This is a genomic window from Methylobacterium sp. B4 (genome assembly GCF_003201865.1).
GTDB lineage: Bacteria > Pseudomonadota > Alphaproteobacteria > Rhizobiales > Beijerinckiaceae > Methylobacterium.
The window spans coordinates 161,747-187,500 of sequence record NZ_QJJJ01000009.1; the positions used below are offsets into that span (position 1 = coordinate 161,747).

27 protein-coding genes and 1 tRNA gene (1 of these 28 cut by a window edge) are annotated in these 25,754 nt (G+C 70.4%); 15 read left to right on the forward strand and 13 right to left on the reverse strand.

The genetic code is table 11. The features are described 5' to 3' along the window. The first annotated feature begins 75 nt into the window (after positions 1-75). The 6 genes from BY998_RS13690 (at position 76) to BY998_RS13715 (ending at position 3,235) form a co-directional block, all read left to right on the forward strand. Positions 76-462, forward strand: a complete 387-nt coding sequence (locus BY998_RS13690) for a hypothetical protein (protein ID WP_110352166.1) — start codon at positions 76-78, stop codon at positions 460-462. 2 nt (positions 463-464) lie between these two features. Continuing rightward, a complete protein-coding gene (locus BY998_RS13695) occupies positions 465-899 on the forward strand; it encodes a hypothetical protein (RefSeq protein WP_110352167.1) in 435 nt (144 codons plus the stop codon). 2 nt (positions 900-901) lie between these two features. Beyond that, positions 902-1,300 carry a hypothetical protein gene (locus BY998_RS13700; protein ID WP_110352168.1) on the forward strand — a complete coding sequence of 133 codons (399 nt, stop codon included), beginning with the start codon at positions 902-904 and terminating at the stop codon, positions 1,298-1,300. Next, positions 1,293-1,694 (forward strand): hypothetical protein, encoded by a 402-nt coding sequence (locus tag BY998_RS13705; RefSeq protein ID WP_110352169.1) that lies wholly within the window; start codon positions 1,293-1,295, stop codon positions 1,692-1,694. The genes BY998_RS13700 and BY998_RS13705 overlap by 8 nt, the downstream gene beginning before the upstream one ends. A 101-nt stretch (positions 1,695-1,795) precedes the next feature. Further along, the gene (locus BY998_RS13710) at positions 1,796-2,104 is read left to right on the forward strand and encodes a hypothetical protein (RefSeq protein WP_110352170.1); all 309 of its coding nucleotides are present in this window, start codon (positions 1,796-1,798) and stop codon (positions 2,102-2,104) included. Between the two features lie 153 nt (positions 2,105-2,257). Further along, positions 2,258-3,235 (forward strand): hypothetical protein, encoded by a 978-nt coding sequence (locus BY998_RS13715; protein WP_146221781.1) that lies wholly within the window; start codon positions 2,258-2,260, stop codon positions 3,233-3,235. Positions 3,236-3,356: 121 nt separating this feature from the next. Here the strand turns inward: BY998_RS13715 and BY998_RS13720 are convergent. Continuing rightward, a tRNA-Gly gene (locus BY998_RS13720) sits at positions 3,357-3,430 on the reverse strand. 297 nt (positions 3,431-3,727) lie between these two features. On the opposite strand from BY998_RS13720, the gene BY998_RS13725 reads away from it, so the two are divergent. The 3 genes from BY998_RS13725 (at position 3,728) to BY998_RS13735 (ending at position 7,852) form a co-directional block, all read left to right on the forward strand. Then, positions 3,728-4,774 (forward strand): ABC transporter ATP-binding protein, encoded by a 1,047-nt coding sequence (locus BY998_RS13725; RefSeq protein WP_348629223.1) that lies wholly within the window; start codon positions 3,728-3,730, stop codon positions 4,772-4,774. A 199-nt stretch (positions 4,775-4,973) separates the two neighbouring features. Further along, a complete protein-coding gene (locus BY998_RS13730; RefSeq protein ID WP_110352172.1) occupies positions 4,974-5,999 on the forward strand; it encodes an extracellular solute-binding protein in 1,026 nt (341 codons plus the stop codon). Positions 6,000-6,211: 212 nt separating this feature from the next. Further along, positions 6,212-7,852 carry an iron ABC transporter permease gene (locus tag BY998_RS13735; RefSeq protein ID WP_110352173.1) on the forward strand — a complete coding sequence of 547 codons (1,641 nt, stop codon included), beginning with the start codon at positions 6,212-6,214 and terminating at the stop codon, positions 7,850-7,852. A gap of 474 nt (positions 7,853-8,326) precedes the next feature. On the opposite strand, the gene BY998_RS24745 is transcribed toward BY998_RS13735, so the two are convergent. From BY998_RS24745 to BY998_RS13750, 4 genes are all read right to left on the reverse strand, one after another. Then, positions 8,327-8,581 carry a hypothetical protein gene (locus tag BY998_RS24745; RefSeq protein WP_110352174.1) on the reverse strand — a complete coding sequence of 85 codons (255 nt, stop codon included), beginning with the start codon at positions 8,579-8,581 and terminating at the stop codon, positions 8,327-8,329. Between the two features lie 121 nt (positions 8,582-8,702). Next, positions 8,703-9,932, reverse strand: coding sequence for a GNAT family N-acetyltransferase (locus tag BY998_RS24390; protein ID WP_181425518.1), 1,230 nt, complete (start codon positions 9,930-9,932; stop codon positions 8,703-8,705). Beyond that, positions 9,929-11,257, reverse strand: a complete 1,329-nt coding sequence (locus BY998_RS24395) for a hypothetical protein (protein ID WP_181425519.1) — start codon at positions 11,255-11,257, stop codon at positions 9,929-9,931. The genes BY998_RS24390 and BY998_RS24395 overlap by 4 nt, the downstream gene beginning before the upstream one ends. Next, on the reverse strand, positions 11,254-12,390 hold the full coding sequence (locus BY998_RS13750) for a glycosyltransferase family 4 protein (protein ID WP_110352175.1): 1,137 nt from the start codon (positions 12,388-12,390) through the stop codon (positions 11,254-11,256). Before BY998_RS13750 ends, BY998_RS24395 begins: the two co-directional genes overlap by 4 nt. A 104-nt stretch (positions 12,391-12,494) precedes the next feature. Between BY998_RS13750 and BY998_RS13755 the strand changes: the two genes are divergently transcribed. Together BY998_RS13755 and BY998_RS13760 are read left to right on the forward strand one after the other, a co-directional pair. Next, positions 12,495-13,697 carry a DUF1972 domain-containing protein gene (locus BY998_RS13755; RefSeq protein WP_110352176.1) on the forward strand — a complete coding sequence of 401 codons (1,203 nt, stop codon included), beginning with the start codon at positions 12,495-12,497 and terminating at the stop codon, positions 13,695-13,697. Continuing rightward, positions 13,694-14,947 carry a cellulase family glycosylhydrolase gene (locus tag BY998_RS13760; protein ID WP_110352177.1) on the forward strand — a complete coding sequence of 418 codons (1,254 nt, stop codon included), beginning with the start codon at positions 13,694-13,696 and terminating at the stop codon, positions 14,945-14,947. Before BY998_RS13755 ends, BY998_RS13760 begins: the two co-directional genes overlap by 4 nt. Positions 14,948-15,032: 85 nt before the next feature. Here the strand turns inward: BY998_RS13760 and BY998_RS13765 are convergent, their stop codons facing one another. From BY998_RS13765 to BY998_RS24400, 5 genes are all read right to left on the reverse strand, one after another. Next, positions 15,033-16,058 (reverse strand): sulfate/molybdate ABC transporter ATP-binding protein, encoded by a 1,026-nt coding sequence (locus BY998_RS13765; RefSeq protein ID WP_110352198.1) that lies wholly within the window; start codon positions 16,056-16,058, stop codon positions 15,033-15,035. A 22-nt stretch (positions 16,059-16,080) separates the two neighbouring features. Continuing rightward, complete coding sequence (gene cysW / locus BY998_RS13770; protein ID WP_110352178.1) at positions 16,081-16,983, reverse strand: sulfate ABC transporter permease subunit CysW; 903 nt, start codon at positions 16,981-16,983, stop codon at positions 16,081-16,083. After that, positions 16,976-17,830, reverse strand: a complete 855-nt coding sequence (gene cysT / locus BY998_RS13775) for a sulfate ABC transporter permease subunit CysT (RefSeq protein ID WP_110352197.1) — start codon at positions 17,828-17,830, stop codon at positions 16,976-16,978. The genes cysW and cysT overlap by 8 nt, the downstream gene beginning before the upstream one ends. 16 nt (positions 17,831-17,846) lie before the next feature. Further along, on the reverse strand, positions 17,847-18,896 hold the full coding sequence (locus BY998_RS13780) for a sulfate ABC transporter substrate-binding protein (protein WP_110352179.1): 1,050 nt from the start codon (positions 18,894-18,896) through the stop codon (positions 17,847-17,849). A gap of 255 nt (positions 18,897-19,151) precedes the next feature. Beyond that, positions 19,152-19,298 carry a hypothetical protein gene (locus BY998_RS24400; RefSeq protein ID WP_181425520.1) on the reverse strand — a complete coding sequence of 49 codons (147 nt, stop codon included), beginning with the start codon at positions 19,296-19,298 and terminating at the stop codon, positions 19,152-19,154. Positions 19,299-19,565: 267 nt separating this feature from the next. On the opposite strand from BY998_RS24400, the gene BY998_RS13785 reads away from it, so the two are divergent. Beyond that, the gene (locus BY998_RS13785) at positions 19,566-19,859 is read left to right on the forward strand and encodes a hypothetical protein (RefSeq protein WP_110352180.1); all 294 of its coding nucleotides are present in this window, start codon (positions 19,566-19,568) and stop codon (positions 19,857-19,859) included. A gap of 250 nt (positions 19,860-20,109) precedes the next feature. Here the strand turns inward: BY998_RS13785 and BY998_RS13790 are convergent, their stop codons facing one another. Further along, positions 20,110-20,313 (reverse strand): hypothetical protein, encoded by a 204-nt coding sequence (locus BY998_RS13790; RefSeq protein WP_110352181.1) that lies wholly within the window; start codon positions 20,311-20,313, stop codon positions 20,110-20,112. 157 nt (positions 20,314-20,470) lie between these two features. Between BY998_RS13790 and BY998_RS13795 the strand changes: the two genes are divergently transcribed. Further along, entirely contained in the window at positions 20,471-20,890 is a 420-nt protein-coding gene (locus BY998_RS13795; RefSeq protein ID WP_110352182.1) for a cupin domain-containing protein, read from the forward strand. Here the strand turns inward: BY998_RS13795 and BY998_RS13800 are convergent. Continuing rightward, complete coding sequence (locus tag BY998_RS13800) at positions 20,871-22,211, reverse strand: NAD(P)/FAD-dependent oxidoreductase (protein ID WP_110352183.1); 1,341 nt, start codon at positions 22,209-22,211, stop codon at positions 20,871-20,873. The two genes, BY998_RS13795 and BY998_RS13800, sit on opposite strands and share 20 nt — an antisense overlap. Positions 22,212-22,294: 83 nt before the next feature. After that, complete coding sequence (locus BY998_RS13805; protein ID WP_110352184.1) at positions 22,295-23,248, reverse strand: kelch repeat-containing protein; 954 nt, start codon at positions 23,246-23,248, stop codon at positions 22,295-22,297. Positions 23,249-23,465: 217 nt separating this feature from the next. On the opposite strand from BY998_RS13805, the gene BY998_RS13810 reads away from it, so the two are divergent. Both BY998_RS13810 and BY998_RS13815 read left to right on the forward strand, forming a co-directional pair. After that, positions 23,466-24,194: a sulfate transporter family protein gene (locus tag BY998_RS13810; RefSeq protein ID WP_110352185.1), complete on the forward strand. Its 729-nt coding sequence runs from the start codon at positions 23,466-23,468 to the stop codon at positions 24,192-24,194. 205 nt (positions 24,195-24,399) lie between these two features. Further along, positions 24,400-25,754: the 5' portion of an exopolysaccharide transport family protein gene (locus BY998_RS13815; protein ID WP_245421585.1), read on the forward strand. Its footprint extends 727 nt past the window's final position; only the first 1,355 of its 2,082 coding nucleotides appear in the window; it begins with the start codon at positions 24,400-24,402; the stop codon falls past the right edge of the window.

Sequence of the window (25,754 nt, forward strand, 5' to 3'; positions counted from 1 at the left end):
ACCCATCCCGCGTCAAGCGCCCTGTGGCCGAATCGGCATGTGCGGTCCACGATCCCTGTGGGAAGGGATCACGACATGCTCAAGGACGACGAACTGGACGAGCTCGCGCGCGCCGTCGCCGCGCTGGATGACAAGGACGCCGGGCGCCTCGAAGGGGCGGTCCTGGAACTCCGGCATCGCCGCCGGGCCGAGGCTGAGGCGGCTCACACCGCCAAGCTGCTGGCCCTGTCAGACGAGGACGCGTTCCTGGCGGCTATGGCGGAGTTCAACTTTCTCGGACGTCCTAGTGCGGGACTGAAGACGCTGCGTGACGCCGGGTTCGTGCGTGGCAAAGGCCTGAAGGCCCTGTACCGGGCCGGGTGGAACGATGCCCTCAATCGGTACCCGAACGACGGGGACGCCGAGTATAAGCAGGCCAGGGATAACGCCATCGAGAGCGTCCTCATGTTGGAGCGCGTCTGACCATGCGCCTCCATTGGAACCGCGTCCGCCGCGCCCGCGGGCTGCCCATGCCGCTGCCGCCGACGCCGAAGCGCCCGCTCGGGCCCCCGGTGCTGTTCGCCATCGACGGCCACCCCATCCGGATGCGCTCGGACGCCGTGGCGGCCTACGGGTCGTGGGAGGCGTTCCTCGACCGCGTCGTCAAGGTCGGCCTCGGGATGCTGGAGGACCCTTACAACATCGGTCAGCCGCACGCCTTCTGGTTCGATGTTGCCAGCCTCGCCCCTGAAGCCGAGCGCACCAGCCTTCGCATGGGTCTCCACAGGCGAATGTGGGCCCTTCGGGACGAGCGCCGCTCGGAAGGCCTCCGACGCATGAGGGAGGCCCGGAACGCGGCCCTGGCGCAGGTCGCCCGGCCGCCGTCGATCCTCGCCCGCCTGCTCGGAAAGGCTGCCTGACCATGGACGGGCAGACCCTACGCGACCGGTTCGATCTGCGCCTTCAGGTAGCCGAGAACGACGACCGCCTCGGTGACCGAGGAAGCCGCTACGTGGGCGTGAAGTCGTGCAAGCCCATGATCGAGGAAGCCGCCGCCGCGCTCGACCGCGAGCGGGCCAGCCATGCCGCGGACGCCGAGGCGCTGCGGGCGGTCATTCAGCACCTGCGTCCCGGGGCGGCCATCGTACGGATCGACGAGCCCACCACCGGCCGGCACCGCTACGAGCTCTGGACGAACCTGACGCCGAAGCCGGCCGGCGTAGCTTCCCTCTTCGCTGGGGTGCGGGGCGTGCCGTGGACCGACGAGCCGCGGCGCGCCCGGGACGCCGACCTGCCGCAGGTGGGGTCCTTCCATGGATAAGCGCGAAGCCGCCGTCACCATCGCGGCCGTCTCCCAATACCTCGGCTGGTGCGGCTGCGGCGCGCCGTGGACCGCCGCCGACTGGCTGCGCCGGGCCCTGGAAGCGCACCCGAGGTGGGAGAAGGAGAACCTGCAGCAGGCGGTCTGGGGCGAGGATCAGGGCCGCGAATACGTCCTCCGCTACCTGCTCGACCACGCCGCCCTGACCGAGCACGGCGGGTCCGTCGGCGGGGCGTGGCTGACCGAACGCGGCGAGCGGGTGCTGGCCGCCCTGCAGGTCCCCGGCGCCATCGAGGAATGGCACGGGAGCCACGACCTCTCCGAGGAGGCCGAAGCCATCGTCGACCGCTGGCGCGGATGGGGCCGCGGCGGCCCCGACTGCACCCGGTTCTAGGAGGCCGACCATGTGGCGTGAGAAGACCGAGCTTGAGAAGGCCGTTTCAGCCCGAGGGACCTAAGCGAGCCCGCCGAGGAGATCATCCTGGACCCGCGGCCATGACCGAGGCGACCCTGCGCCGCCATGCCGTCCTGACGCACCTCGTGGCACCCCGCATCGCGCGCCTGGAGCAGCCGGCCAACACCGTGGACCGGGTCACGAACACCATGGTCGGTCTGATGCAGGCGGAGCTCCGGGAGCGGCGCAAAGTCCTCGGCGACCACGCCTTCGTGGCCTGCATGATCGAGGAGATCGCCGCCTGGGTCGTGGCCCTGGAGGCGATGGTCGCGGGCGTTAGTGGAACCGGCCGCGAAGTGCTAGTCGGATTGGGTGTATCCAGGCCCGCTTATCCACAGGTAACTGCGTAAAGATTCGCGGGACGCTGGTGGCGAACTGCTTACTGTGTTTCCATCTTCCGTTGACTGGTAATCAGGAAGATGCCCTTGGCGGACCTCGAAGCCCTTTTTGACAAGTCGGGTGCCGGTTTCTGGAAAACCCGATCCGACGACGAACTCCTCACGATGGAGTTCACAACCGACGACCCGGAAAGCTTGGACAACGTCTCGAACGACCCGCCGCCCGACGAGGAGGCGATGGTCGAGTTGGCCTACAACGTCGCGGGCCGGGACCGCGGCCGCGCCCAGTGCGTGTTCTGCAAGCACCCCAACCACGACAAGGGCGTGGTCATGCTCTACCGCTCCGGCGGGCGCCGGCTCGTCGGGCGGGACTGCGCCCACAAGCGCTACGGCGTCGTCTTCGACGAGTTGGTCAAGGACTTCGACGCGGCCCGGGACCGGCGCGACTACGTCGAGCGGCAGCGCATGGTCCTCTCCCAGCGATCCGACCTCGTCGACCAGATCGCCGCCATGCGAGCCGACCCGGCCGTCCAGGCCTTCATGGACGTCCGGCGCCGCCTGCAGGCGATGCTCGGGCGGACGGTCTGGGCGCGGCTCGAACGCGTGGCCAACGGCGACGGCATGCTCTCGACTGATGAGCAGCTCCGCGACTACGGCACCGAGAACGCCCGCGTCCGGGGCGTGGTTGTCCAGGGCTACGCGCTGCACGGGGCCGAGTTATTCCGCTCTGGCCCGACGGTCCCCGAGCAGTTGCTCGCAATCGAGCGGGAGGTCGCCGAGACCCTGGAGGTCCTGCGCCGACCGGAGGCCACGACCCGCGAGATCCGCATCGGCCTGGTGAAGCTGGGGGACCTGATGCGGCGCATCGAGGAGCAGCGGGTCCGCCTCCGGGCGGTCAACAGTTTCTTCGAGATCTACAACCTCGGCCACTTGGCTGAGTGGGTCCGCAAGGTCGACCGCCAGGTTTGGATCGCGACCGGGATCCTGCCGACGCGTCTCGTGGTCCAGCGGGGAAGCGAGACCCTGGAGTGCGCCGCGCCCGAGCACTACCGCGTCCCCGGGCAGGCCCTCGTCGCGCTGATGCGGGACACCGTCACGGCCCAGAAGAAGGTCCGGCGGGTCGCGAAGGGCGCCGCTGCCTAGGGGGGATACCACTCGCGAAGGTGGTATCCCGGTGGTATCCGGCGCTCGCGCATGTAGCCGGGGATACCACCCCGGGGCGCCTAAGCGCCTGCAGGGAAAGCCGTTCTCAGGAGGGAGAGAGTGGAGCGGGTACCGGGAATCGAACCCGGGTATTCAGCTTGGAAGGCTGCTGCTCTACCATTGAGCTACACCCGCCGATGGCATCACACGCAGGGCGCCCGGTTTCCCGGAGGCCCGACCGCGGCCCGGCAGGGCGCGAACGGTCGGTGTGCGGCATCGACGCGGCGATAGCATGCCCGAACGGCTTTGAGAAGGATGCTCGTCTCGGCGCGGGCGATGTGCGAGGGAGGAGTTGCCCCGAGGCCATCCTCCGCGCCGGCCCTCTCGTCGGATCTTCCGTCCTTGCTCCAACGCGACCGAAACGCAGCCGCCGACCGCTCCGAGGGCGAGGAGGCCCCCGATACGCCCCGGGATAGAACCGGACCGGCGCGCCTGGAGCTGCGCGCGGTGAGCCGGCGCTACGGCCGATCGCTCGCCCTCGACGGCGTCTCGCTGTCGGTCGGGCCGGGCGAGATCCTCGCCGTACTCGGGGATTCCGGCTGCGGGAAGAGCACGCTGCTGCGCCTCGTGGCCGGGCTCGACCGGCCGGATGCGGGCGAGATCCGCATCGACGGCCGCGCCGTCGCGGGGGGCGGACGCGAAGAGCCGCCGGAGAGCCGCGGCGTGGGCCTGATGTTCCAGGATTACGCGCTGTTTCCCCACCTCACGGTCCTGGCCAACGTGCGCTTCGGCCTGCGTCACCTTCCGGGCGCCACGGCACGAACGGTGGCGCTCGAACGCCTCGCCGAAGTCGGGCTCGTGGCACGTGCCGAGAGTTATCCGGCGACCCTGTCGGGCGGCGAGGCGCAGCGGGTGGCGCTCGCACGCGCGCTCGCCCCGCGGCCGCGGGTGCTGCTCCTCGACGAGCCTTTCTCGAACCTGGATTTCGGCACCCGCGAGCGCGTCAGGGCCGACACGCTCGGAGTCCTGCGTCAGGCCGGCATCAGTGCGATCCTCGTGACGCACGACGCCGCGGAAGCCGTGGAGTTCGCAGACCGCATCGCCCTGATGCGTGCGGGCCGCCTGATCCAGTGCGGCAGCGCCGAAACTCTCTATCGCGCACCGGCGAACGTCGTCGCCGCGCGCGCCCTCGGCGAGGTGGTCGAGATGGCCGGACGCGCCGCCTCGGGACGGGTGACGACGCCGCTCGGGACGTGTCCCCTGCCCGCCTCCATCCCGGAGGGCGCGGTGCGCGTCTGCCTGCGGCCCGAGGCGATACGCGTCGTGCCGGCGGACGAGGATGCCCGCGGCCAAGTGACGGGAAGCGTCCTGCGCCGCGCCTTCGCCGGGCCGAACCGGCGCCTCGACGTGGCGGTGGCGGGCCTCGACGCGCCCCTGCGCCTCACCGTCCCGCAGGAGCAGGCCGACGCCGAGACCGTGGGCCTGTGCCTCGTGGAGGACCACGTTCTCGTCTTCCCGGAGGAAGACGGAACGGTATAGGGCACTCTTCTTTGGAACATCTATAAACAAAGCAGCCTTGCCGGACCAATCACGCCTGTATAACACCGCCTTCGCAACGGCGATGTTCGGCGCACCACCCGCTTGTCCTGAGATCGTGCGGCGCTGAACTCTTGATCGATCGCACTCTCTCGCGCCGGATCGGCCTTCGCGCCGGGGAGAGTGTTCCGGGGGAGGTGTCATGTCGCGCTTGGGGCGGTTCGGTTGTCTTGCGGCTCTGGGTCTTTCGCTCGCCCTGTCGGGCCGGGCCGAGAGTGCCGAAGTCAACCTCTATACCACGCGCGAGCCCGGACTGATCCGGCCGCTCCTCGACGCCTACACCGCCAAGAGCGGCGTCAAGGTCAACACCGTCTTCGTCGAGAAGGGCTTGGCCGAGCGCGTCGCGGCGGAGGGCGCCCGCAGCAACGCCGACGTCGTGATGACGGTCGATATCGGCAACCTGATCGAACTGGTCGACCGGGATCTCGCCCAGCCCGTGCGCTCGACCGCGCTCGAATCCGCCGTGCCGGCCACCCTGCGCGACGCGGATGGGCGCTGGTTCGCCCTCTCGATGCGCGCCCGCGTGCTCTACGCCGACAAGGCGCTGAACGACCTCGACGCCGCGACCTACGAATCGCTCGCCGATCCGAAGTGGAAGGGCAAGATCTGCCTGCGCTCGGGCCAGCATCCCTACAACACCGCCCTCATCGCGGCCTATCTCGTGCGACACGGCGCCGAAAAGACGGAAGCGTGGCTCAAGGGCGTCAAGGCCAACCTCGCTCGCAAGGCCGCCGGCGGCGACCGGGACGTGGCGCGCGACATCGCCGCCGATCTTTGCGAGATCGGCCTCGCCAACTCCTATTATGTCGGCCTGATGCGCTCCGGCCGGGGCGGCCCGGACCAGCAGAAGTGGGGCGAGGCGATCAAGGTCGTACTGCCGACCTTCGAGGGCGGCGGCACCCACGTGAACGTCTCGGGCGCGATCGTCGCCAAGAATGCGCCGAACCGCGACGAGGCGGTGAAGCTGCTCGAATACCTCGTCTCCGACGAGGCGCAGGCGCTCTACGCCAAGACCGACTTCGAATATCCGGTGAAGCCCGGCGCCGCGATCGATCCGCTGCTGCAGGCGCTCGGCCCGCTGACTTTCGACACGACGCCGCTGGTCGAGATCGCCCGCAACCGCAAGGCGGCGAGCCTGCTGGCGGACAAGGTCGGCTTCGACAACTAGAGCGCTTTTCGACGACGTGGACGCCGTCTCTAGGCGGCTCGCGCGGCCTCCGATGTGGGGCCGCGCCTCTCGACAAAAGGTCCACGCGAAGGCGATCGAGGACGGCACCCGTTTTCGGGCCGGGCCGCACCGCCGGGCCGCTCGCCACACCGGTCCACATGCCGGGAAGAAGAACCTCGCCGGGCGACCGGAACGGGAAGACGGGAGCGGGAATGACGGTGGCGCGAGCCTTGAGCGGGGCAGCGGCGGCGGTGCTGGCGGCCTTGCTCCTGGCCCCCGTCGTCTCGCTCGCCATCGCCGCGACCGAGGGGACGGGCGAGTTGTGGCCGCATCTGGCGGCCTACGTCCTGCCGCAGGCGATCCGCGACACCGCCCTGCTGCTCGTCGGCGTCGGCCTGCTCGTGATCGGCCTCGGCACGGCGACCGCGTGGCTCGTCTCGGCCTTCGCTTTCCCGGGCCGTCGCTGGCTCGAAGCCGCGCTTCTGCTGCCGCTCGCCGTGCCGACCTACGTGGTGGCCTACGCCTATCTCGACCTCCTGCACCCCCTCGGTCCGGTGCAGAGCGGGCTGCGCGCCCTGTTCGGGCTGTCGAGCCCGCGCGACCTACCCTTCCCCGAACTGCGCTCCCTGCCGGGCTGCATCGCGCTCCTCGGCTTCGTGCTCTACCCCTACGTCTACCTGCCGACGCGAGCGCTGTTCCTGATGCGGGCGGGCACCCTCCTGGAAGCCGCGCGGATGCTCGGCGCCGGGCCCGGGCGGACTCTCTTCCGTGTGGCGCTGCCGCTGGCCCGCCCCGCGATCGCGCTCGGGACCGGGCTCGCCCTCATGGAGACGCTCAACGATGTCGGCGCCGCCGAATTCCTCGGTGTGCGCACCTTGACGGTGCAGGTCTACGCCACCTGGGTGAACCGCACGGACCTCGCCGGGGCCGCGCAGATCGCCCTGGTGATGCTGACCTGCGTGGTGGGGCTCGTGGCGCTGGAGCGCGTGGCGCGGGGCGGGCGCGGCTATGCCGGCAGCTCCCACCGCGATCGGCCGAGCGCGCGGCGCCCGCTCGCCGGATGGCGCGCCTGGGCCGCCCTCAGCCTCGGCGCCATCCCGGTCCTGTTCGGCTTCGGGCTGCCCGCGGGCTATCTCGCCGTCTCGGCCTGGCATCGGCTGCGAGAATCCGGGCTTCCTGACACGATGGCGGCGCAGGCCGGCAACACCGTGCTCTATGCCGGCCTCGCCACGGGCGTGACGGTGATACTGGGGCTGGTGGTCGCCGCCGCTCCCGCGCTGATCGGGCGGCGGGCGGGATGGCTCCTGATCCGGGCCGCGGGCCTCGGCTACGCCATGCCGGGCACCGTGCTGGCCGTGGGGCTGCTCGCCCCCCTCGCCCTGCTCGATACGAGCCTCGCCCGCACCGGCGGCGCCTGGCTCGGCTGGGCGCCCGCCATCGGACTCGGGACGGGGGCGGCCCTGGTGTTGGCCTATACGCTGCGCTTCCTCACGGTCTCGGTCGGCGCCACGGAGGCGGGTCTTGCCCGGATCCCCCGCACCATCCCGGATGCCGCCCGGGTGCTGGGGCGCGGCCGGCTCACGACGCTGGCGACCGTACAGGTGCCGCTGGCTTGGCCCGCGGTGCTGAGCGGGGCGCTGCTGGCCTTCGTGGACATCGCCAAGGAATTGCCGGTGACGCTGCTGCTGCGTCCGCTCAACGTGGAGACGCTGAGCACCCACCTCTACGGCGAGGCCGCCCGCGGCACCTACGAGGACGGTGCCGCGGCCGCGCTGCTGATCGTGACGATCGGCCTGATCCCGATCGCCCTGCTGCTGCGGCTCGACCGCGACGCGGTCGTGCGGCGGGGCTGAACGCGCCGTCCCCGCTCGAGGCAGCGAGGACGGCGGGAGGGTTTTCGCGCGGGAGGCTTACATCCCACCGAGCAGAACGTTCATGGATCCGATCACGGTGACGACGAGGCCGCCGGCGAAGGCAGCGATCATGGCGTAGGAAACAGGCTTCAGCTGCATGGTCGGTCGATTCCTTCGATGAGTGGTCCTGTTCACCGACACGGTCCACGGCCCTCGGGCGAGGCCGGACGGCGCGTCGGAGACAGGCAGAAACCGGGCCAGCGGCCCAGTCGATCCGTCGAGATGAGATAAGAACTGTGTCGAGGCGATGAACATCGCGTCGATTTGATCGAATTTGGAAAGTCAGGCGTCGATTTTTGCCGATAAATTTCCGGAATGAAATCGGAAATGCACGATATCCCGCACAAGCCCGTTTCGATCTGTTTCTCTTTGCAGCACCTTCATGCAGGACCATAGCCTGCGAGGTGTGAAATATTAACAGAGGGGCCCGCCGGAGGTCTGGCCGTACTGCTTCACCGGAAAGTTCTGCTGGTTGGCGTTACCCTCGCTCGCGGAGCTGCCGGGGCAGAACGTATGTGCGGGAGCGTCATGAACACCGAGGGAACCTGTGACCGTGACATCGGGGTAAAGGGCGGAAGGTGCGTCCAGGCCGCGAGCCATCACGGACGAGACCGGAGCGCTCACGCCAAGAATGATGGCGGAAACGACGGCGGCAACTCGCAAATTCATTGGATGTTCGATCTCCTTTACGGCAGCACAACCGGATGGCTATGCGCTCTTGCTCTGACGGATATTGTTATAATGCCTCGGTCGCGATTGGGACGTGCAGCGACGCACGCGCGATCGCGGATTAAAGGCCGCTGGTGTCGGCGGCCCGGCGGCCCTTCAGGCGGCGCAGGAAGCGTACGCCCGACCGCAGGCGCCCGGCCAACGCGGGATGGCGCTGAACCCGCGCCTTTGCCCCGGCGACGGCCCGGCTCAGCCTGAGGACGAGGCGGCCTCGCAGGGTGAGGGGCTCGGCCCATTCGAACAGCGGCTCCTCCACGGGGCGAAAGCCGCTCTTGTAGGGCTGGGCGCCGATCGTGAAGTCGAAGTAGCCGAGACCCTGCTCCCGAGCCCAGACCATGATGCGGGAGGCGATGAGGAGGCCGGGCGCCACGGCGCGGAACGGCCCATCCGCCAAGGTGAGCATGGTGCCGTGAAACGCGCCGTCGTGGACGAGACCGTAGGCGGTCGCGATCCATTGGCCTTCGGCCCGCAGGCCGAACACCCGCACGAGCCCGCCCTCGGGCTGGGCGAGCGCGGCCTCGCGGTAGAAGGCTGCGACGCCGGGCGCGTCGAGAGGTTCGTAGCGGCCGAGTTCGTGGAAGCGCGCGCGGCGCTGGGCGATCATCACCTCGACGAGGGCGGCGATCTCGTCGCGTCCCTGGCCCACGACGAAGCCGGCATCCGCGAAACGCTCGAAGCGGCGCGCCCGCCGCGCGAGATCCTTGAATGCGGACGGGGTGCAGACCCGCTTCAGAAGCGTCGCGGGATCGCCCTCCAGCGCGAAACCGGAACGGGCGAGATCGATGCGCCGCACGCCCGGAAACCGTGCCAGCGGGTTCGGCTCGGTTGCGACGCGCGCCGGCATACGGGTGATGCGGATGAGATCGGCAGCGGGCAGCACGTCCCGCACCGCCCGCCGGATCGCGTCGATCTCGGCGGGGGAAAGTTCGAGCCCTTGAGCGAGCAAGGGGGCGGCGTAGTCGCAGACGCCGAGATCGAGGGCCTCGATCACCCGGCACAAGCCGTTCGGGTGCAGGGCGAGCGGCAGCAGCATGATCGGGCACCCGCCCGCCCTCACCTCGATGAAGAGCGGCTCGACCCCCCGCGCCGCCGCGAGGTGCCGCAGCAGGCCGCCCATCCACCCGATGTGCTGATAGGCAGTGCAGGCTCCCTCCGCTTGCAGAAGGCGCCAGAGCGGTGCGACCGCCTCCGCGTCGCCGTGAAGGAGGGCCGTGTAGCAGCTCTCTCCCGGGCCCGCGGCGCCGTGTCGATCGCCCGCGATGGGGGGCAGCGCTTTGGCCGGTCCGCTCATCGGATCACCCTCGAAGGTTTCACGGAGCCGTCCCGGGATTCGAGCGTAAGCCCGGACCAGCGCCGCCCGCGCGGGCGATCCCGACCGTGCGACGGCGCCAGCGCCCGCCAGCACCGGATCAGCACGACCATCTCGGAGAGAGCGACGCCGACCATCGACCAAGCGGGCGAACCGAAGACGATGAGGAGCGCGATCAGGGCCATGCCGATGCACGCGCTGGCCAGCGCAGTCCCGGCGAGGCTGCGGAATGCGCGGCGCGTCTCCAGCAACGTCTTCGGCGCGGCGTAGAGCATGGTGACCGTCACGGTGAGCCAGACGGTGGCGGCGATGAGGCCCAGGGGCTCGCCCGCGAAGCGACCGGCGAAGAGGCGGTCTTCGATCGGCGTGAAGAGGGCGGCAAGCGCGATGCCGTAGGCAAGGCAGGCGGCCAAGAACGCTGCGGTGCTTGCGCCGAGAAGGCGTCGCAGGCGCGCCTGCCCCTCCTCTCCCCGCATGAGCTGAACCGCCATCTCCGGCTGGATCAGGTTCACGACCACCGCGCCCAGCAGGCGCAGGGGCGAGAACAGCACGAGGCAGGCGGCGACCGGCGCGTAGGCCTCCGGGCCGGCCAGGGCACCGATCAGCAGGATCTGGCCCTGCGCCTGAACGTTCGCGGTAGTCACGCCGGCCAGAGACCACGAGAGCGAGCCGCGCAACCGCGCGTAGCGCCGGCGGGTATGGCGCAGACCGATCCGGACCGGCTCCCGGGCGAGGGCGAGCGCTGCCGCGATGCCGATGCCGTGGGCCGCGGCGAGCAGGGCGAGGCTCATCCCCAGAACATCGCTGCCGCCGGCGGCGAGCAGGAGCGCGAGCATCAGCGTCCCGCTGAGCGTGAAAGCGAGATCGCTCGCGCCCGCGAGTGCCGCGCGCCGCCGGGCGAACAGGACGATGCGCAGGTAGCTGCGAAGCGACCACAGGCCGACGAAGGCGCCCGCGGCAAGAGCATCGCGGCCGATGAAGGGCAGAAGGCCCGCCGTGGTCAGGCCGGCAAGCGCAAGGCCGAGGATACCCGCTCCGGTGCCGAAGCTGACGGCCAGGGCCCGGGCGGCCCCGGCCGAGCGCGCCTGCGGGATGAAGGTGGCGGCCGGCACGCCCGCGAGCGCCCGCACGAGGGTGAGGCCGACGCCGCCGAGGACGAAGACCATGGCGAACAGACCGTAATCGTGCGCCGACAGCACCCGGATCAGGGCGAGGTTCAGCCCGAGATGGAACAGGCTCTGAAGGACCTCGCCGCCGAGCATCACGGCGAAGCGGCCCCCGAGCCGGGCGAGGTCGGCGCGGATCATGGCTGCATCGGCCCCGGCACCCCGGCGAAGCGTTCGGCGAGCAGGGCATGCCACGCGCCGCGCGCCGCATCCTCACTGAACAGGGCCTCGTAGCGCCGCCGCCCGGCCTCGGGGAAGCCGGCCCAGGCCGAGGGATGCGCGACGATGCTCGCCAGGGTCTCGGCGAGGCGGTCCGGCCGGTCCGGCGGCACGCACCATCCGGTGCGTCCGTGCTCGACCACCTCGCGCAGGCCGCCGATCTCCGAGACGAGCGGTGGGCGCCCGTAGGCCATCGCCTCGATGGCGACGCGGCCGAGCGATTCCGGCAGGCGCGACGGCACCGCGACGATGTCGGCCCAGCGGTAATGGTGGTCCGGTTCGGGATCGAAGGGCAGCAGCCGCACCCGGCCCGCGGCCGGCGAGTCGGCGATGCGCCGGGCCAAGGCCGCCTCGCGCTCGGGGGCCTCGAAGGCGCTGCCGACGATCCGCAGGTCGAGCCGTCCGCGTGTGTCTTCGGGCAGGAGATCGAGGGCGTCGAGCAGCACTTCCTGCCCCTTGATCCGACTGATCCGCCCGAGCATCAGCACCCGCAGGGGCCGCGTCCCGTCGTAGCTCTGCCGCAGCGGCGCCGGTGGACCGGCGAGGCCGTTGTAGATCACCCGTGCTGGCCTTCCCTCCTGCAGCGCGAAGGCCGCGCGGGTGGCCTGCGAATTGAACACGATCTGCGCCCCGCTCCAGCGCACGAGGCCCCGCAGCACGGTCAGCACCGGCCCCTGCGGGATCTCGTGGACGTGCAGCAGCGCGCGGCCGGGAAAGGCGCGGGCGGCGATGAGATGGTCGGCCACCACGGTCGTGTTGACGTAGACGAGATCGTGCCCGGCAAAGCGCCGGCCGGCGCGCAGGAGCGCGAGGGGCAGGCGCAGCAGGTCGAGGGTCGCGAGGCGGGCGAGCCCCTTCCGGCGGAGTATCCACAGCGGTTCGTAATCGATCCGGGTCGCAATTCCCTCCAGAAGCGGGACAATCGGGCCGGAGCGCGGTAGAACGACCGTCAAATCCGCCGAGGGGAAGATCTCGCGAATGAATCTGACAGTCTCGACGAAACTGCGGTCGGACCCGTAGAGTTCGTAGCCTTGATGAAGACAGGCTATGCGCATGGGGTCACTTGGCCCGGCTCCGTGAAACTCGGCGCGTCTCGTTGCGGCGCAGGGCTTGTCGCGCGGCCGACGGCCGAGCAAGCCCCAGGCCCGTCGGTCCCCCGTTGAACGCACCCACCGCCCTCGCCCCGGCGCATTGTCCCGCCGTCGCCATTCTCGGAACCCGCGGCATCCCGGCGGCCCATGGCGGCTTCGAGACGCTGGCCGAGCGGCTGGCGCTGCATCTGGCGAGCCGCGGCTGGCGGGTCACGGTCTACTGCCAGCGCGAGGTGGATCGCGTCGCCCCGCGCTTCGAGACCAGGATGTGGCGCGGAATCGAGTGCATCCACGTCGCCGTCGCGCAGAAGGGTGCGGCCGCGACGCTTGCCTTCGACGCGCATTGCACGCGCCACGCCGCGCGGCACTGGGCCGTCTGCCTCGTGCTGGGCTACAACGGCGCCGTGTTCCTCCCCTTCCTGCGCCTGCGCGGCCGGAAGGTCCTGACCAACATGGACGGGATCGAGTGGCGGCGCCCGAAATGGAGCCGCGCCGTCCGCGGCTTCTTCTGGCTCAGCGAGTGGATCGCGGCCTGGACCTCGAACCGCCTGATCGCCGACCATCCGGCCATCGCCGACCATCTCGCGACACGACGCCCGCGGGGTGCCATCGCGATGATTCCCTATGGCGGCGATCCCGTCGAGGCGGCCTCGACCGGGCCGCTCGACGATCTCGGGCTCAAGCCGGACGGTTATCTCGTCTCGATCGCCCGGATCGAACCGGACAACAACGTCCTGTCGATCGTGCGCGCCTTCTCGCGCCGCCGACGGGGCCTGCGCCTCGTCGTCGTCGGACGGCTCGATGCGGACAATCGCTATCATCGGGCCGTGCGGGGGGCGGCCAGCGACGAGGTGCTGTTCCCGGGAGCGATCTACGACAGGACCACGGTGCAGGCCCTGCGATTCCACGCCCGCGCCTACCTGCACGGGCATACGGTCGGCGGCACGAATCCCTCCCTGGTCGAATCGCTCTGGGCCGGCAACGCGGTGATCGCCCACGCCAACGTCTACAACGCCTGGACCGCCGGACCGGCACAGTTCGCCTTCCACGACGAGGACGGATTGGAGGCCGCCATCGCCCTCACCCTGGGCAAGCCAGACCAGCTCGCGCCCGCGCGCAGGGCTGCCCGGCTGCATGCAGCGCGGCGCTTCGAGTGGCAGGACGTGCTGGCTTGCTACGAGGCGGAACTGCTCGCCCTGGCCGGCCTTCCCGCCACGCCTGTGCCGACGGCGAAGCACGGTCGCGCAGCCTCGTCCGAGCCGGTGCCATGAGTCTGACCCGCCGCTCCGCCCTCGCCGCCTCGATCGGCGCGCTGGGCGCCTGTCTCAGGCCTGATCCGGCCGAGGCAGCGACGCGGCCTGCCCTGCGGCGGGGGATCAGCGTGTGGCCCTGGTTCTCGCTCACGAAGGAATTCCCCGCGCCCCGCACCGACTATGCATGGCCGCCGTTCCAGGATCAGCGGCCTGTGCCGACGCGGGGCGACCTGCGCCGCCTCGCCGAAGCCGGCTTCGACTTCATCCGTATTCCGGTCGATCCCGGTCCGTTCCTGTCCTTCGACGAGGTGCGGCGGCGGCCGTTGCTGGAGCAACTCGAGGCGGCGGTTGCCCAGGGTCTTTCGAGCGGGCTCGACGTTCTCGTCAATCTCCAGATCAACGAGGCGACGCATCATTGGAACTCCGCGCGGCTGATCGCCAGCGCGCAGGCGCCGGGCTTCCGGGCCTACACGGCGCTCGCCGCCGAGATCGCTCGGCGGCTATCGGCGCTCGACCCGCGGCGCACGGCGCTGGAACCTGTCAACGAGCCGCCGCAGGCCTGCGGCTCGGCCGTCTGGCACGGAGTGCAGCGCGATCTCCTTACCGCGGCGCGCCATGCCGGGCCGGGCCTGACGCTCACGGCGACGGGCGGCTGCGGCAGCATGGTGCCCGGGCTCGACGCGCTCGATCCGGCCAGCCTCAAGCCGTTCGATCCGCTCGTCTACGTCGTCCACTACTACGAGCCCTACCTCTTCACCCATCAGGGTGCGCCGTGGATGCGGGGCGAGCCGGTCTATCGCGCGCTCAATGCCGTGCCCTGGCCGGCGAGCGCGGGAAGCCTGGAGCGCACGCTCGCCGCCGTCCGGCGCCGGATGGAGGCGGACCGCGAGCACACGGAGGCCGAAAAAGCTGCCGCCTATGCCGAGACGACGGCGAAGATGCGCGAGTATTTCGACGCGCGGCCGGACCGCGGCTTCCTCGTTCACGGTCTCTCGGCGGTGCGCGCCTGGGCCGAGCGCCACGCCGTGCCGCCGTCCCGAATTCTGATCGGCGAGTTCGGCGTCCTGCGCAGCGACGCGCGCTACGTTGCCGCCGGGGCGGCCGACCGCGCCCGCTACATCCGGGATCTGCGCGAGACCATCGAGTCGTTCGGCTTCGGCTGGGCCTTCTGGAACCTGTTCGACGGTCTCGGCCTCGTCACCGACGACGTCAGTCGCGCCTTCGATCCCGAGATCGTCGCGGCCCTCGGGCTGCGGATGCCCGGGTGAGGCCGGGCTGCGCGACAGGCGTCCGCCTCTCCTCCGCGCGGCGTGACGCGCGATCTTCACCGGTCGCGGGGCACGCCCCGCGGGGTCACGGAAACACGTATCCGTCCACGATCCGCAGGCCCACCTCCCGGCCGCCGGCAAGGCGGGCGGTGTCGGAGGCCTCGACCACCACCGTCTTCGCGCCGGGCCGGTCGACCTCGATGCGCTGGCGGCCCTGGGTCCGGTAGGACGAGCGTACCGTGCCCGTGAGGTGGGCGGCATCGGCCTCCGCGAACTGAAGCTGCCAGGGCCGCGCGTAGAGCTTGACCGGCCCCACCAGACCCTCCGGTGCCGTCAGCGGCGTCGGACGCCCGTTCACGAGCACCTTCCCGTCCTGAGCGATCGCCTCGACCTCGATCGTGTCGCCGAGGAACTTGAGCACCGTCGGCGAGACCGGGTGCTCCTGGACCTCGTCGGGCGTGCCCACCTGTTCGAGGCGGCCGCGGTCGAGCACCGCCACGCGGTCGGAGAGTTCGAGCGCCTCGTCCTGGTCGTGGGTGACGAAGATCGTGGTCTGCCCGGTGCGGTCGTGAATCTCCCGCAGCCAGCGGCGCAAATCCTTGCGCACCTGCGCATCGAGCGCGCCGAAGGGCTCGTCGAGGAGAAGGACGCGGGGCTCCACCGCAAGCGCGCGGGCGAGCGCGATGCGCTGGCGCTGGCCGCCGGAGAGCTGGCTGGGATAGCGGTCGGCGAAGCCCGAGAGCTTGATAAGGTCGAGCAGGTTGCCGACCCGTCGCTTGATCTCGGCCTTGTCGGGACGCTCCGAGCGCTTCCGGGCTTTGAGCCCGTAGGCGATGTTCTGCGCCACGGTCATGTGCTTGAACAGGGCGTAGTGCTGGAACACGAACCCGACCGAGCGCTTCTGCACCGGCACCCGCGTGGCGTCGTCGCCGCCGAAGATGATCCGGCCACGATCGGGGAAGTCGAGCCCGGCGATGATCCGCAGCAGCGTCGTCTTGCCCGAGCCCGACGGCCCGAGCAGGGCCAGCAACTCGCCCGCCCGCACGTCGAGGGTGAAGTCGTGCAGCACGGCGGCGGTGTCGAAGGTCTTCGACAGCTCCTCGATGCGAATCGCGGTCGCTGAACCGGTCCGGTCAGTGGCGCCGTGCGCCCGCCGCGATGTCGTCGGCGTAGCGCCATTCGAGGACGGATTTGATGGCGAGGGTGACAAGAGCGAGACCGGCAAGGAGGGAGGCGACGGCGAACGCGGCAACGAAGTTGTACTCATTGTAGAGAATCTCCACGTGCAGCGGCAGCGTGTTGGTGAGGCCGCGGATGTGGCCCGAGACCACCGAGACCGCACCGAACTCGCCCATCGCCCGGGCATTGCAGAGCAGGACGCTGTAGAGCAGGCCCCAGCGGATGTTGGGTAACGTCACCGTCCGGAAGGCGTGCCAGCCGGAGGCGCCGAGGGTGAGGGCCGCCTCCTCCTCCGCCGTGCCCTGCTCCTGCATCAGCGGGATCAGCTGGCGGGCGACGAAGGGGAAGGTGACGAAGATCGTCGCGAGCACGATGCCCGGCAGCGCGAAGATGATCTGGATGTCGTGTTCGAGCAGGAACGGACCGAACAGGCCGCGCGAGCCGAAGACGAGCACGTAGATCAGCCCCGACACCACCGGGGAGACCGAGAACGGCAGGTCGATCAGGGTGACGAGCAGGTTCTTGCCGCGGAACTCGAACTTGGCGATCGCCCAGGACGCGGCGACGCCGAAGACGAGGTTGAACGGCACCGCGATGGCCGCCACCAGGAGCGTCAGCCGGATCGCGGATTGGGCGTCAGGCTCGGAGAAGGCAGCGAGATAGGCCTGCCAACCCTTGGCCAGGGCCTGTGCGAACACCGTGACGAGCGGCAGCACGAGGAACAGGCCGAGGAAGGTCAGCGCCACCGCGATCAGGAGCCAGCGCACCAGAGGCCGCTCGGTGACGACGCTGCCGAGCGGGCGCGGCGCGTCGTCCCGCACCGGGACGTTCGCAGGTTGAGCCAGCGCCTCAGACATAGCCGAACCTCCGCCGGCTCCAGGCCTGGATCAAATTGATCGCCAGCAGCGTCACGAAGGAGATCGCGAGCATGATCACGGCGATGGCGCTCGCGCCCGCGTAGTCGAATTCCGAGAGCTTGATGACGATGAGGAGCGGCGCGATCTCCGACACGTAGGGCAGGTTGCCCGCGATGAAGATGATCGAGCCGTACTCGCCGACGCCCCGGGCAAAGGCCAGGGCGAAGCCGGTGAGCACCGCCGGGATCAGCGGCGGCAGCACCACCTTCGTGAGCGTGGCGACGCGGGAGGCACCGAGGATGGCGGAGGCTTCCTCCACCTCCTTGTCGATCTCGGCGATCAGCGGCTGCACCGTGCGCACGGCGAACGGCAGGCCGATGAACACCATGGCGATGAAGATGCCGACCGGCGTGTAGGCCGCCTCGATGCCGACCTTGGCGAGCTGCTCACCGACCAGCCCGTTGGGCGCGTAGAGCGAGGCCAGCGCGATGCCGGCCACCGCGGTCGGCAGGGCGAAGGGCAGGTCGACCACCGCGTCCGCGAGCTTGCGGCCGGGAAAGTCGTAGCGGGTCAGCACCCAGGCGACGATGCCGCCGAAGATGGAGGCCGTGAGCGCGGCCAGCAGCGAGACGCCAAAACTCACGCGCAGGGCGCTGAACACCCGCGGATCGGTGGCGACCTCCCAGATCCCCGACAGGCCGAGCCCGGACGCCTTGAGCACGAGGGTGGCGAGCGGCAGCAGCACGACCAGCCCGAGGCAGGTCAGCGTGTAGCCGAGCGTGAGCCCGAAACCGGGGATCACGCTCTTCTGGCGGAAGCGCCGCCGGGGTTTCGGTGGCTCGCGCACGGATTTGCTCATGGACTCAGCGACCGGCCTTGCTCAGCTGGTCGAACAGGCCGCCATTGTCGAAGTTCGCCCGCTGGATCTCGTCCCAGGAGCCCTGCAGATCCTCGATCTTGAACAGCTTGATCTCGGGCAGCTGCGCCAGATCCTCGGGCTTGGCGGCCTCGCGCTTGATCGGGCGGTAGTGGTGCTTGGCGAAGATCGCCTGCGCCTTGTCGCCGTAGAGGAACTGGAGATAGGCCTCGGCCTGCTTGCGCGTGCCCTTCTTGTCGACGTTGGCGTCGACGATCGCGACCGGCGGCTCGGCGTAGATCGAGGTCGGCGGTACGACGATGTCGAACTTGTCCTTGCCGAACTCCTCCAGCACGAGGAAGGCCTCGTTCTCCCAGGTCGGCAGCACGTCGCCCAGGCCGCGCTGGGCGAAGGTCACCGTCGAGCCGCGGGCGCCGGTATCGAGCACGGGCACGTTCTTGTAGAGCGAGCCGACGAAGGCGTTGGCCTTCTCCTTGTCCTTACCCTCCCGCTCGTAGGCGTAGCCCCAGGCGGCCAGGAAGTTCCAGCGCCCGCCGGCGGAGGTCTTCGGGTTGGGGGTGATGACCTTCACGTCGGGCTTGGCGAGGTCGGACCAGTCCGTGACAGCCTTCGGGTTGCCTTTGCGGACGAGGAACACGACGGTCGAGGTGTAGGGTAGGCCCTCGTTCGGCAGCTTCTTGCGCCACTCGGGATCGATCTTCTTCGACAGCCTGGCGATGGCGTCGATGTCGGACGGGATGCCCAGCGTCACCACGTCGGCCGGAATGCCGTCGATCACGGTGCGGGCCTGCGCGCCGGAGCCGCCATGGGCCGCGCGGACGGTGATGGTCTCACCGGTCCTGGCCTTCCATTCCTCGGCGAAGACTGCATTGATCTCGCGATAGAGTTCGCGGGTCGGGTCGTAGGAGACGTTGAGGATCTCCGTCTGCGCCAGGGCGCTGCCGGGACCCGCGAGACAGGCGGCCAGGGCGAGGCCGAAGAGCGCCGCGCGCCGCGTGGATGTCGCGCCGAGCTTGATCGGGTTTCCGTCCAACACGTCGTTCTCACCTCCGCGATCCGGGCCGAAGCCCTCTCGAGCGAAGGAAGTGTTCGTTTTAAAGAACGATGTCAAGGCGGTGCCGGCAGGCACCGATCCGAATTTCCCGTGGCTTCACGGGATCGATTGCCCTCTTCCAGTGCGCAGCACGATTGATGCGAAAGAACGTTCTCCGGATGCACGCGACCCTGGGAGAACGATCCAAGCTCGATGCGTTCTATAGAAAGAACGTTTTCAGCGATCCTTTGGGGAGGATCAGACCGCTGCCCACTCGAGCGCCAGCCAGAGCCCGCGCGCGACCACGAACCACCAAGTCAACGTGATCACCAGCGCACCGGCCAGACCGAGGACGGCGAAGCGGGAGCGCAGCGCGTTCAGCGAGACGGTGAGCGCGTTCTTCATCGGGGGATCGGCCTTCTCGCAAGCGCGGGTCTCGAAACGGCGGGCGTCCGTGCCGCTTCGGTTCGGGAGCGTCCCGCGGCGGACCGTTCGGCCCCGCGCAGGACGGTGATAGGGCCGACATGGCAATCGCCGAACCAGGGTCGGCTTCTCCCGATGCTCCTTCTCGCCCCAGGGCAGGACGGGCGGGACGGGCGCCGAACTTGCAAAGCCGCGAGCACCCGTCCCGATTTCGGACGGACCGACCCGGCCTCAAGAAAGCGTTTGGTAATGTCTCATTCCGACCGCGCGACGATTGCCCCGAACCGCGAGGCCCAGCCGATCCTGTTCGGGCTGTTCGCAGACGGATCCGGCGAGTCCCGCTTCCGCCTCCCCGACGCCGCGCGGCTCACCGCCTCGCCGGGACTGGCGGGCGGCTCCGGCTTCTCCCCGTCGGGCGATTGGTACGGCCGCTGGACCGTGAGGCCCCTGCACGGCGTTCTGGCGACCAATGCGGCGCCCGCCGGCACCGTCTGCCCGGACGACATCGTCGTTCTGGACTCCGCTCGGCCGCGTCGGTCCTGAGCGGCATCGACGCGTCCCGCCTGACAGAGCCCGGCGGTCGATGGGGAAGCCGGCCGGACGGGCGGCCAAGGTGCTTCCCCTTCCCGAGCGTCCTCCCTTAAACTCGGCCGATGGAAAACAACGAGCTACGCGAGTCGCGCGCGGCCCTCATCCTGATGGCCGTGGCCGTGTTCGCCGTCCTGGCCTTCGGCGCCGTGACGCTGATCGTGCAGACCGGCTGAGCCGGTGCCGGCGGATCGGCGGCAATCGGTCAGTCCGAGAGTGCCCGCAACTGCCGGTCGATCGCCTCCAGGGCGCGGGCCTGTTCCGGCTCGGGCTCGGGGCCGCTGACATAGGCGAGTGTCACCCGCGCGATGCGCAGGGCCGTGGCGAGGTCGCGCCCCTCGCGCCGGGCCTCCTCGATCACGGCGGCGACATCCGCCATGACCTGCGCATTTCCCTCGTAGCCTCTCATCACGTCCGGGCCGCTGCTGTCCGGGCCGCGCGCTGCGCGGCATCGGATTTTCTACCATCACCGGGGCGCAGGTGAAACGTAAGGAAGGGTCCGGCCCTGTGCAGGACTGCCGACGACGACCATAGTGACCGCCGGACCGAGCCGGAGCGTGCCAGCCATGGGCCAGCCACCATCCAGGGATCACGCGATCTTCGACGTCGCCGAGAGCGTGCGCGGCCTGCCCGAGACCTCCGACACCCTGGTCGTCGATCACCGCTTCACCGACGAGGAGGCCGCGAGCGCCCGCGTCTTCCGCGTCTACCGGCCGACGCCGCCGCACTCTCACACCAGCTGCGACGAATACCTCTACGCCCTCTCGGGCCGCTGCCTGATGCAGTTCGGCGACGCGCCGGCGGTCGAGGTCGGACCGGGCCAGCTCGTGTTCTTCAAGCGCGGCGTGGTGCATTCCGTGCCGGCGCTCCTGGAGGAGCCGGTGGTCTTCCTCTCGGTGGATACGCCCCGGCGGGGTCCGCGCGACATCCGCTTCGTCGAGCCGGGCACCGGCACGCCCGACGGCTTCATGCGGCAGACGGAGTGACCGCGGAGGCGCGTGAGGCAGGCGATGACAGGAGGTCGGCCGCAGCATCGGCGGCGCGCAGGCCCTCCTCGTAGGCGCCGCCGGCGGTGCCCCACTGGGCGCGGGAATTCGCCTCGCCCGCAAACCAGATCCGCTCGCCCACCGGCTCCCGGAGCATGTCCCGCGCCGCGGCGTGGCCCGGCGGTACGACGGCCCAGGAGCCGCGCGACCAAGGATCGTGCCGCCACGCGGTGACGGCCGGTATCGCGAGATCGGCAAGCGCGTTTGCGCCGAAATGCTCGGCCAGGACCGAGCGGGCCAGACGGCGGGCTCCTTTCGGGCCGGAGCGGCCGGCATCGAGCGCCCGCGCAAGCGCGGTATCGAGTTCGAAGTAGTGGAACGGCGTGCCGTCGATCCGTGTCAGCAGGCCCGGCGGCCGGCGGCGACCGGCGACGATGCTGGCGAGCCGGTCGCGCCCCCGGAACGGCGCCGAGGGCCAGTGCAGCACGACGTGCTCGTAGATGCCGGCGAGGAAGCCGTCGATCGCCGCGCGGGTGCGCCCAGGAAGCGGCGGGTCGAAGCGGAAGCCGGCTTGGAGCACGGGCACCGGCACGGTCACGATTGCGGCGCGGGCCGCAATCCGCCCGCCGTCGGCGAGCCGCGCCCGCACGCCCGGCCCCGACCAATCGATGCTCGCGACAGGACAATCCAGGCGGATCGGCAGCCCCTGCGCCAGCCGCGCGAGATAGGCGCCGTAGCCGCCGGCAACGAAGAAGTTGTCGCCGTATTCCAGGCTCGGCCAGTCGTGCAGCGAAACCTCAGCGAGAGGCCGACCCGAAACGAGGCCGTGAACGAGGGCGATGCGCTCGCCCCAGGGCCCGAGATGGCGGGGAAGCGCGAGGGCGGCCGGACCATCCGCCTCGCGGGCCGCGGCGCGGGTGATCGCCCGGTCGGCGACGGCGAAGGCGCGGGAGAAGGCAGCCTCCTCGGCCGCCCGGCCCCGACGGCGCCCCACCCAGAGATGCTCCGTCTGCGGCGCGCGCCGCAGCGGTTCGCCCCGCTCGAGCCCAAGGGCGACGAGGGGATTGACCGGCCCGGCATGCAGCCAGTGCGCGCCGAGATCAACGGCGTGGCCCCGCAACGATGTCGTCACCGCCCGGCCGCCGACCCGGCCGCGCGCCTCCAGCACCGTCACCGCGAGCCCCCGCTCGATCAGCCGCCGCGCCGCCGCGATCCCGGCGGCGCCCGCGCCGATCACCACCACGTCGGGCAAGGTCGACGGTGTTCTGAACCGCGGTGCGACGATGGGTTGGAAGCGGGCGTGCTCGGGCGGGACCAGCATGACGTCGGAGAATGTGCGAGACGGCGGCGGGGTTCATGTCGGCCGCGGCCGGGCCGACGGCAAGCGCCCGATGCCGTTTCCGATCAACGGGCCGGCGCGGCGCCCTTCGGATCGAGCACCTCGACCGTCCCCGACTTGTCGCCTCCGGGCCGCGGGCTGCCCGTCAGCGTGTAGATGCGGCCCTTGTAGGTGACCGCGCCGAAGCCGTGGCGGGCGGTCGGGAGCCGGGCCAGACCGCGCCAGACATTGGCCGGCAGATCGAAGGCCTCGACCTCGTCGTAGGTCCGTCGGTTCGATTCGCCGCCGATGACGAAAACCTCGCGGTCGAGCACGGCGGAGGCGACGCCGCTGCGCGCGGTGGGCAGCGGTGCGGCCTCGCTCCAGGCATCGCGCGCCGGATCGTAGATCTGATTGGCCGAGAGGTTCTTGCCCGAATCGCCGTCGATGCGCCCGCCGCTGGCGACGATGCGGCCAGCCACCGTCTGCACCGCGAGGTGGTCGCGCGGAGTGGGAAGGTCGGCCGCCCGCGTCCAGGCGTTGCGCTCCGGATCGTAGACCTCGTGGGGGGCCACGTTGCCCCGGCCCGAACCGCTGCCGCCGACCACGTGGATGCGGTCTCCGAGCGGCGTGGCGCCGCCCGCCGCCCGCGGCGTCGGCATCTTGGCGCGCGGCTCCCAGGAGTCCCGGCCGGGATCGTAGGCCCAGACCCGATCCGTCGCCTCCCAGCCGTTCACGTACCCGCCGAACACGTAGATCCGACCGCCCGCTTCGGCCGCCATGGTATGGTGGACGGGATAGGGGAAGGGTGCGCCCTTGCTCCAGCGGTCTGCGGCGAGGTCGTAGATCAGCAGTTCGGTGGCGCCGTTGTAGTCGCCGACGACGTAGGCCTTGCCGTCGAGAGCCGCGACCGCGACCTCGGATCGCTCGGCCGGGGCGAAGCTGGCGCCCGCCCACGCGCCAACCTCGTGGGCGGCGGCCGGCTGCGCGGCGGCAAGCAGGCCGAGGAGAGCGAGGCGGGTGGTCAGCGAGCGGGTCATGCCTGGGGCTCCGACAAGGCGAGGGTCGTCGCGCACCGGGCCGCACCGAGGTCCGAGCATCCCCGTGACGGGGCCGATGCTGGCGAGGCAACGCGTCAAACGCTCGCAGGAGCCGCGTTTCGTCAGACGATCCCGTGACCGGGGGCTTGCGCGGCCTGCCCGGAGCGGCGAGAACCCGTCCCCGGGCGGGCGCGGATCATCGGAGGATCGGGGGCCGATGCTCATCAAGGCCGCTGCCGCAGCCCTGCGGCAGGTTTTTTCGCCCGCCCTGCGCGGTATCCTGTTCAAGTCGCTCGCGCTCACGATCGGGCTGCTGCTCGTCCTGTGGTTCGCGCTCACGCGGCTGATCCAGGCGTTCCAGGCGAGCCACCACATCTCCGCCGACTACCCCTTTCTCGACACCCTCGCCTTCTTCCTGGCCGGAGCCGGCCTGTTCGTCGCGCTTGCCTACATCATGCCCGCGGTCTCGATCCTCGTGGCCGGCTTCTTCCTCGACGACGCGGCCGAGATCGTCGAGCGCAGCGACTTTCCCGCCGACACGCCGGGGCGCGCCCTGCCCTGGGGACAGGCGATGGGGTCAGCCCTCCGCTTCGCCGGGCTCGCGCTGCTCGTGAACCTCGTGGCGCTGATCCTCGTCTTCGTGCCCGGGGTGAACCTCTTCGCCTTCTTCGGCGCGAACGCCTACCTGCTCGGGCGCGAGTATTTCGAGCTGGCCGCCGGCCGCTTCCGCCCCCTGCAGGAAGCGCGGGCGATGCGCGAGCATTACGGGTTCACAATCATCGCGGCGGGCTGCCTCCTGGCCGGGCTGATGATCGTGCCGATCGTCAACCTGATCACGCCGCTCTTCGGCGTGGCGCTGATGGTCCACCTCCACAAGGGCCTCGCCCGCCGAACGGCGCTCGCCGCCCCAGCCGAGCCGGCAGCCCGCCTCACGAATCAGCCATGAGCCGGCGTCCCGCAACGGGACGAAAATGTGCCGTATTCACAGGTTTTTTCCAAAACCGGACAGGCCGACTACGCACGCGGATTGCAGCACGCGGCCGGAGGCCCTCCCTGAAGGAGGCGCGCCCGAGCGGCGACGGTCCCGAGGCGACAACCCGGCCATGATGCAGTTGGAGAGCAGGATCGACGCGGGCCACCGGAGCCTGCCCTTGCCGGCGCCCGTGCACGATGCGGCGGACGGCCTCGATCGCACCGCCGAGATCGGCGACCTCTGGCGCATCCTCTGGCGGCGGCGGGCCAGCATCCTCTGGACCGTGCTGATCCTCGTCGCGGCCGCCCTCGCCTACGGCCTGCTGACGCCCGCACTTTACACCGCGACGGCGCAGATCCTGATCGATCCGCGCGACCGGCAGGTTCTCACCAACGACATCAACCCGGCCATGGTCGCTCCCGACGGCGGCATCACCCAGGTCGAGAGCCAAGCCCGCGTGCTCGAATCCACCAGCGTGCTCCTGCGTGCGGCGGGCGAGGCCGGGCTGACCCAGGATCCAGAATTCGTCGAGAAGGGACCGGCCGCACAGTTCCTCGACGACGTGCGCGCCGCCGTGGGCTGGCCGGCACCCAAAGCCGCGCCCACCGAGCGGGAGGAGCGCCTCCTGCGCAACATGCGCAAGCGCCTCGCGATCAAGCGGGCCGACAAGGTCTTCGTGATCGACATCGTCTTCACGGCCAAATCGGCCGAGAAATCCGCTCGCGTCGCCAACGCCATCGCGGGTGCCTATCTGACCGATCAGAGCGAGGCCCGGGCCGAGGCCTCGCGGCGCGCATCCGCCTCGCTGACCGAGCGGCTCGACGCGCAGCGCGAGCGCGTCCGCCAGGCCGAGAACAAGGCCGAATCCTACAGGGCGGCCAACGATCTCGTCCGCTCGAACGGCCGCCTCGTCACCGAGCAGCAGCTCGGCGAGATCAACGTCCAGCTCAGCGCCGCCCAGGCCCGCAGCGCCGAGTCGAAGGCGCGCTACGACCAGATCGAGCGGGCCCGCCGCAACGGCGCGTCGGCCGATGCCATCGCCGAGGCGACGCAGTCGCAGGTGGTCGGCAAGCTGCGCGCGCAGTACGCCGAACTGATCGAGCGGCAGGCCGACCTGCGCACCCAGCTCGGAGCCCGGCACCCCACCATTCTTGCCGTGTCGAGCCAGCTTGAAGGCGTGCGCGGACTCATCGCTGCCGAGCTGACGCGGCTCGCTCAATCGGCGCGGGCGGATTACGAGCGGGCGCTCGCCAATGAGCGGACGCTGACGGCCAACCTCAACCGCCTGCGCAACGAGAACGACACGACGAATCAAGCGGGGGTCAAGCTGCGCGAGCTGGAGCGGGAGGTCGAGGCGAGCCGTGGCGTCTACACCGCGTTCCTCACCCGCGCCCGCGAAATCAGCGAGCGGGCCGGGATCGATGCCACCAACGCCCGCATCATCACCCGCGCCATCGCTCCCAACGAGAAGAGCTGGCCGATGCCGGCCCTGTTCGCGCTGTTCGCCGGGGCGGCGGGTCTCGGCCTCGGCAC

What these genes read in the sequence shown, in the direction of transcription:
- BY998_RS13810 (WP_110352185.1), top strand. Translation starts at nt 23,466, where the DNA reads ATGCTCATCAAGGCCGCTGCCGCAGCCCTGCGGCAGGTTTTTTCGCCC.
- BY998_RS13695 (WP_110352167.1), top strand. Translation starts at nt 465, where the DNA reads ATGCGCCTCCATTGGAACCGCGTCCGCCGCGCCCGCGGGCTGCCCATG.
- BY998_RS13760 (WP_110352177.1), top strand. Translation starts at nt 13,694, where the DNA reads ATGAGTCTGACCCGCCGCTCCGCCCTCGCCGCCTCGATCGGCGCGCTG.
- BY998_RS13710 (WP_110352170.1), top strand. Translation starts at nt 1,796, where the DNA reads ATGACCGAGGCGACCCTGCGCCGCCATGCCGTCCTGACGCACCTCGTG.
- BY998_RS13790 (WP_110352181.1), bottom strand. Translation starts at nt 20,313, where the DNA reads ATGAGAGGCTACGAGGGAAATGCGCAGGTCATGGCGGATGTCGCCGCC.
- BY998_RS13750 (WP_110352175.1), bottom strand. Translation starts at nt 12,390, where the DNA reads ATGCGCATAGCCTGTCTTCATCAAGGCTACGAACTCTACGGGTCCGAC.
- BY998_RS13785 (WP_110352180.1), top strand. Translation starts at nt 19,566, where the DNA reads ATGTCTCATTCCGACCGCGCGACGATTGCCCCGAACCGCGAGGCCCAG.
- BY998_RS13805 (WP_110352184.1), bottom strand. Translation starts at nt 23,248, where the DNA reads ATGACCCGCTCGCTGACCACCCGCCTCGCTCTCCTCGGCCTGCTTGCC.
- BY998_RS24395 (WP_181425519.1), bottom strand. Translation starts at nt 11,257, where the DNA reads ATGATCCGCGCCGACCTCGCCCGGCTCGGGGGCCGCTTCGCCGTGATG.
- BY998_RS13715 (WP_146221781.1), top strand. Translation starts at nt 2,258, where the DNA reads ATGGAGTTCACAACCGACGACCCGGAAAGCTTGGACAACGTCTCGAAC.
- BY998_RS13705 (WP_110352169.1), top strand. Translation starts at nt 1,293, where the DNA reads ATGGATAAGCGCGAAGCCGCCGTCACCATCGCGGCCGTCTCCCAATAC.
- BY998_RS13730 (WP_110352172.1), top strand. Translation starts at nt 4,974, where the DNA reads ATGTCGCGCTTGGGGCGGTTCGGTTGTCTTGCGGCTCTGGGTCTTTCG.
- BY998_RS13700 (WP_110352168.1), top strand. Translation starts at nt 902, where the DNA reads ATGGACGGGCAGACCCTACGCGACCGGTTCGATCTGCGCCTTCAGGTA.
- BY998_RS24390 (WP_181425518.1), bottom strand. Translation starts at nt 9,932, where the DNA reads ATGAGCGGACCGGCCAAAGCGCTGCCCCCCATCGCGGGCGATCGACAC.
- BY998_RS24400 (WP_181425520.1), bottom strand. Translation starts at nt 19,298, where the DNA reads ATGAAGAACGCGCTCACCGTCTCGCTGAACGCGCTGCGCTCCCGCTTC.
- BY998_RS13735 (WP_110352173.1), top strand. Translation starts at nt 6,212, where the DNA reads ATGACGGTGGCGCGAGCCTTGAGCGGGGCAGCGGCGGCGGTGCTGGCG.
- BY998_RS24745 (WP_110352174.1), bottom strand. Translation starts at nt 8,581, where the DNA reads ATGAATTTGCGAGTTGCCGCCGTCGTTTCCGCCATCATTCTTGGCGTG.
- cysW (WP_110352178.1), bottom strand. Translation starts at nt 16,983, where the DNA reads ATGTCTGAGGCGCTGGCTCAACCTGCGAACGTCCCGGTGCGGGACGAC.
- BY998_RS13795 (WP_110352182.1), top strand. Translation starts at nt 20,471, where the DNA reads ATGGGCCAGCCACCATCCAGGGATCACGCGATCTTCGACGTCGCCGAG.
- BY998_RS13690 (WP_110352166.1), top strand. Translation starts at nt 76, where the DNA reads ATGCTCAAGGACGACGAACTGGACGAGCTCGCGCGCGCCGTCGCCGCG.
- BY998_RS13800 (WP_110352183.1), bottom strand. Translation starts at nt 22,211, where the DNA reads ATGCTGGTCCCGCCCGAGCACGCCCGCTTCCAACCCATCGTCGCACCG.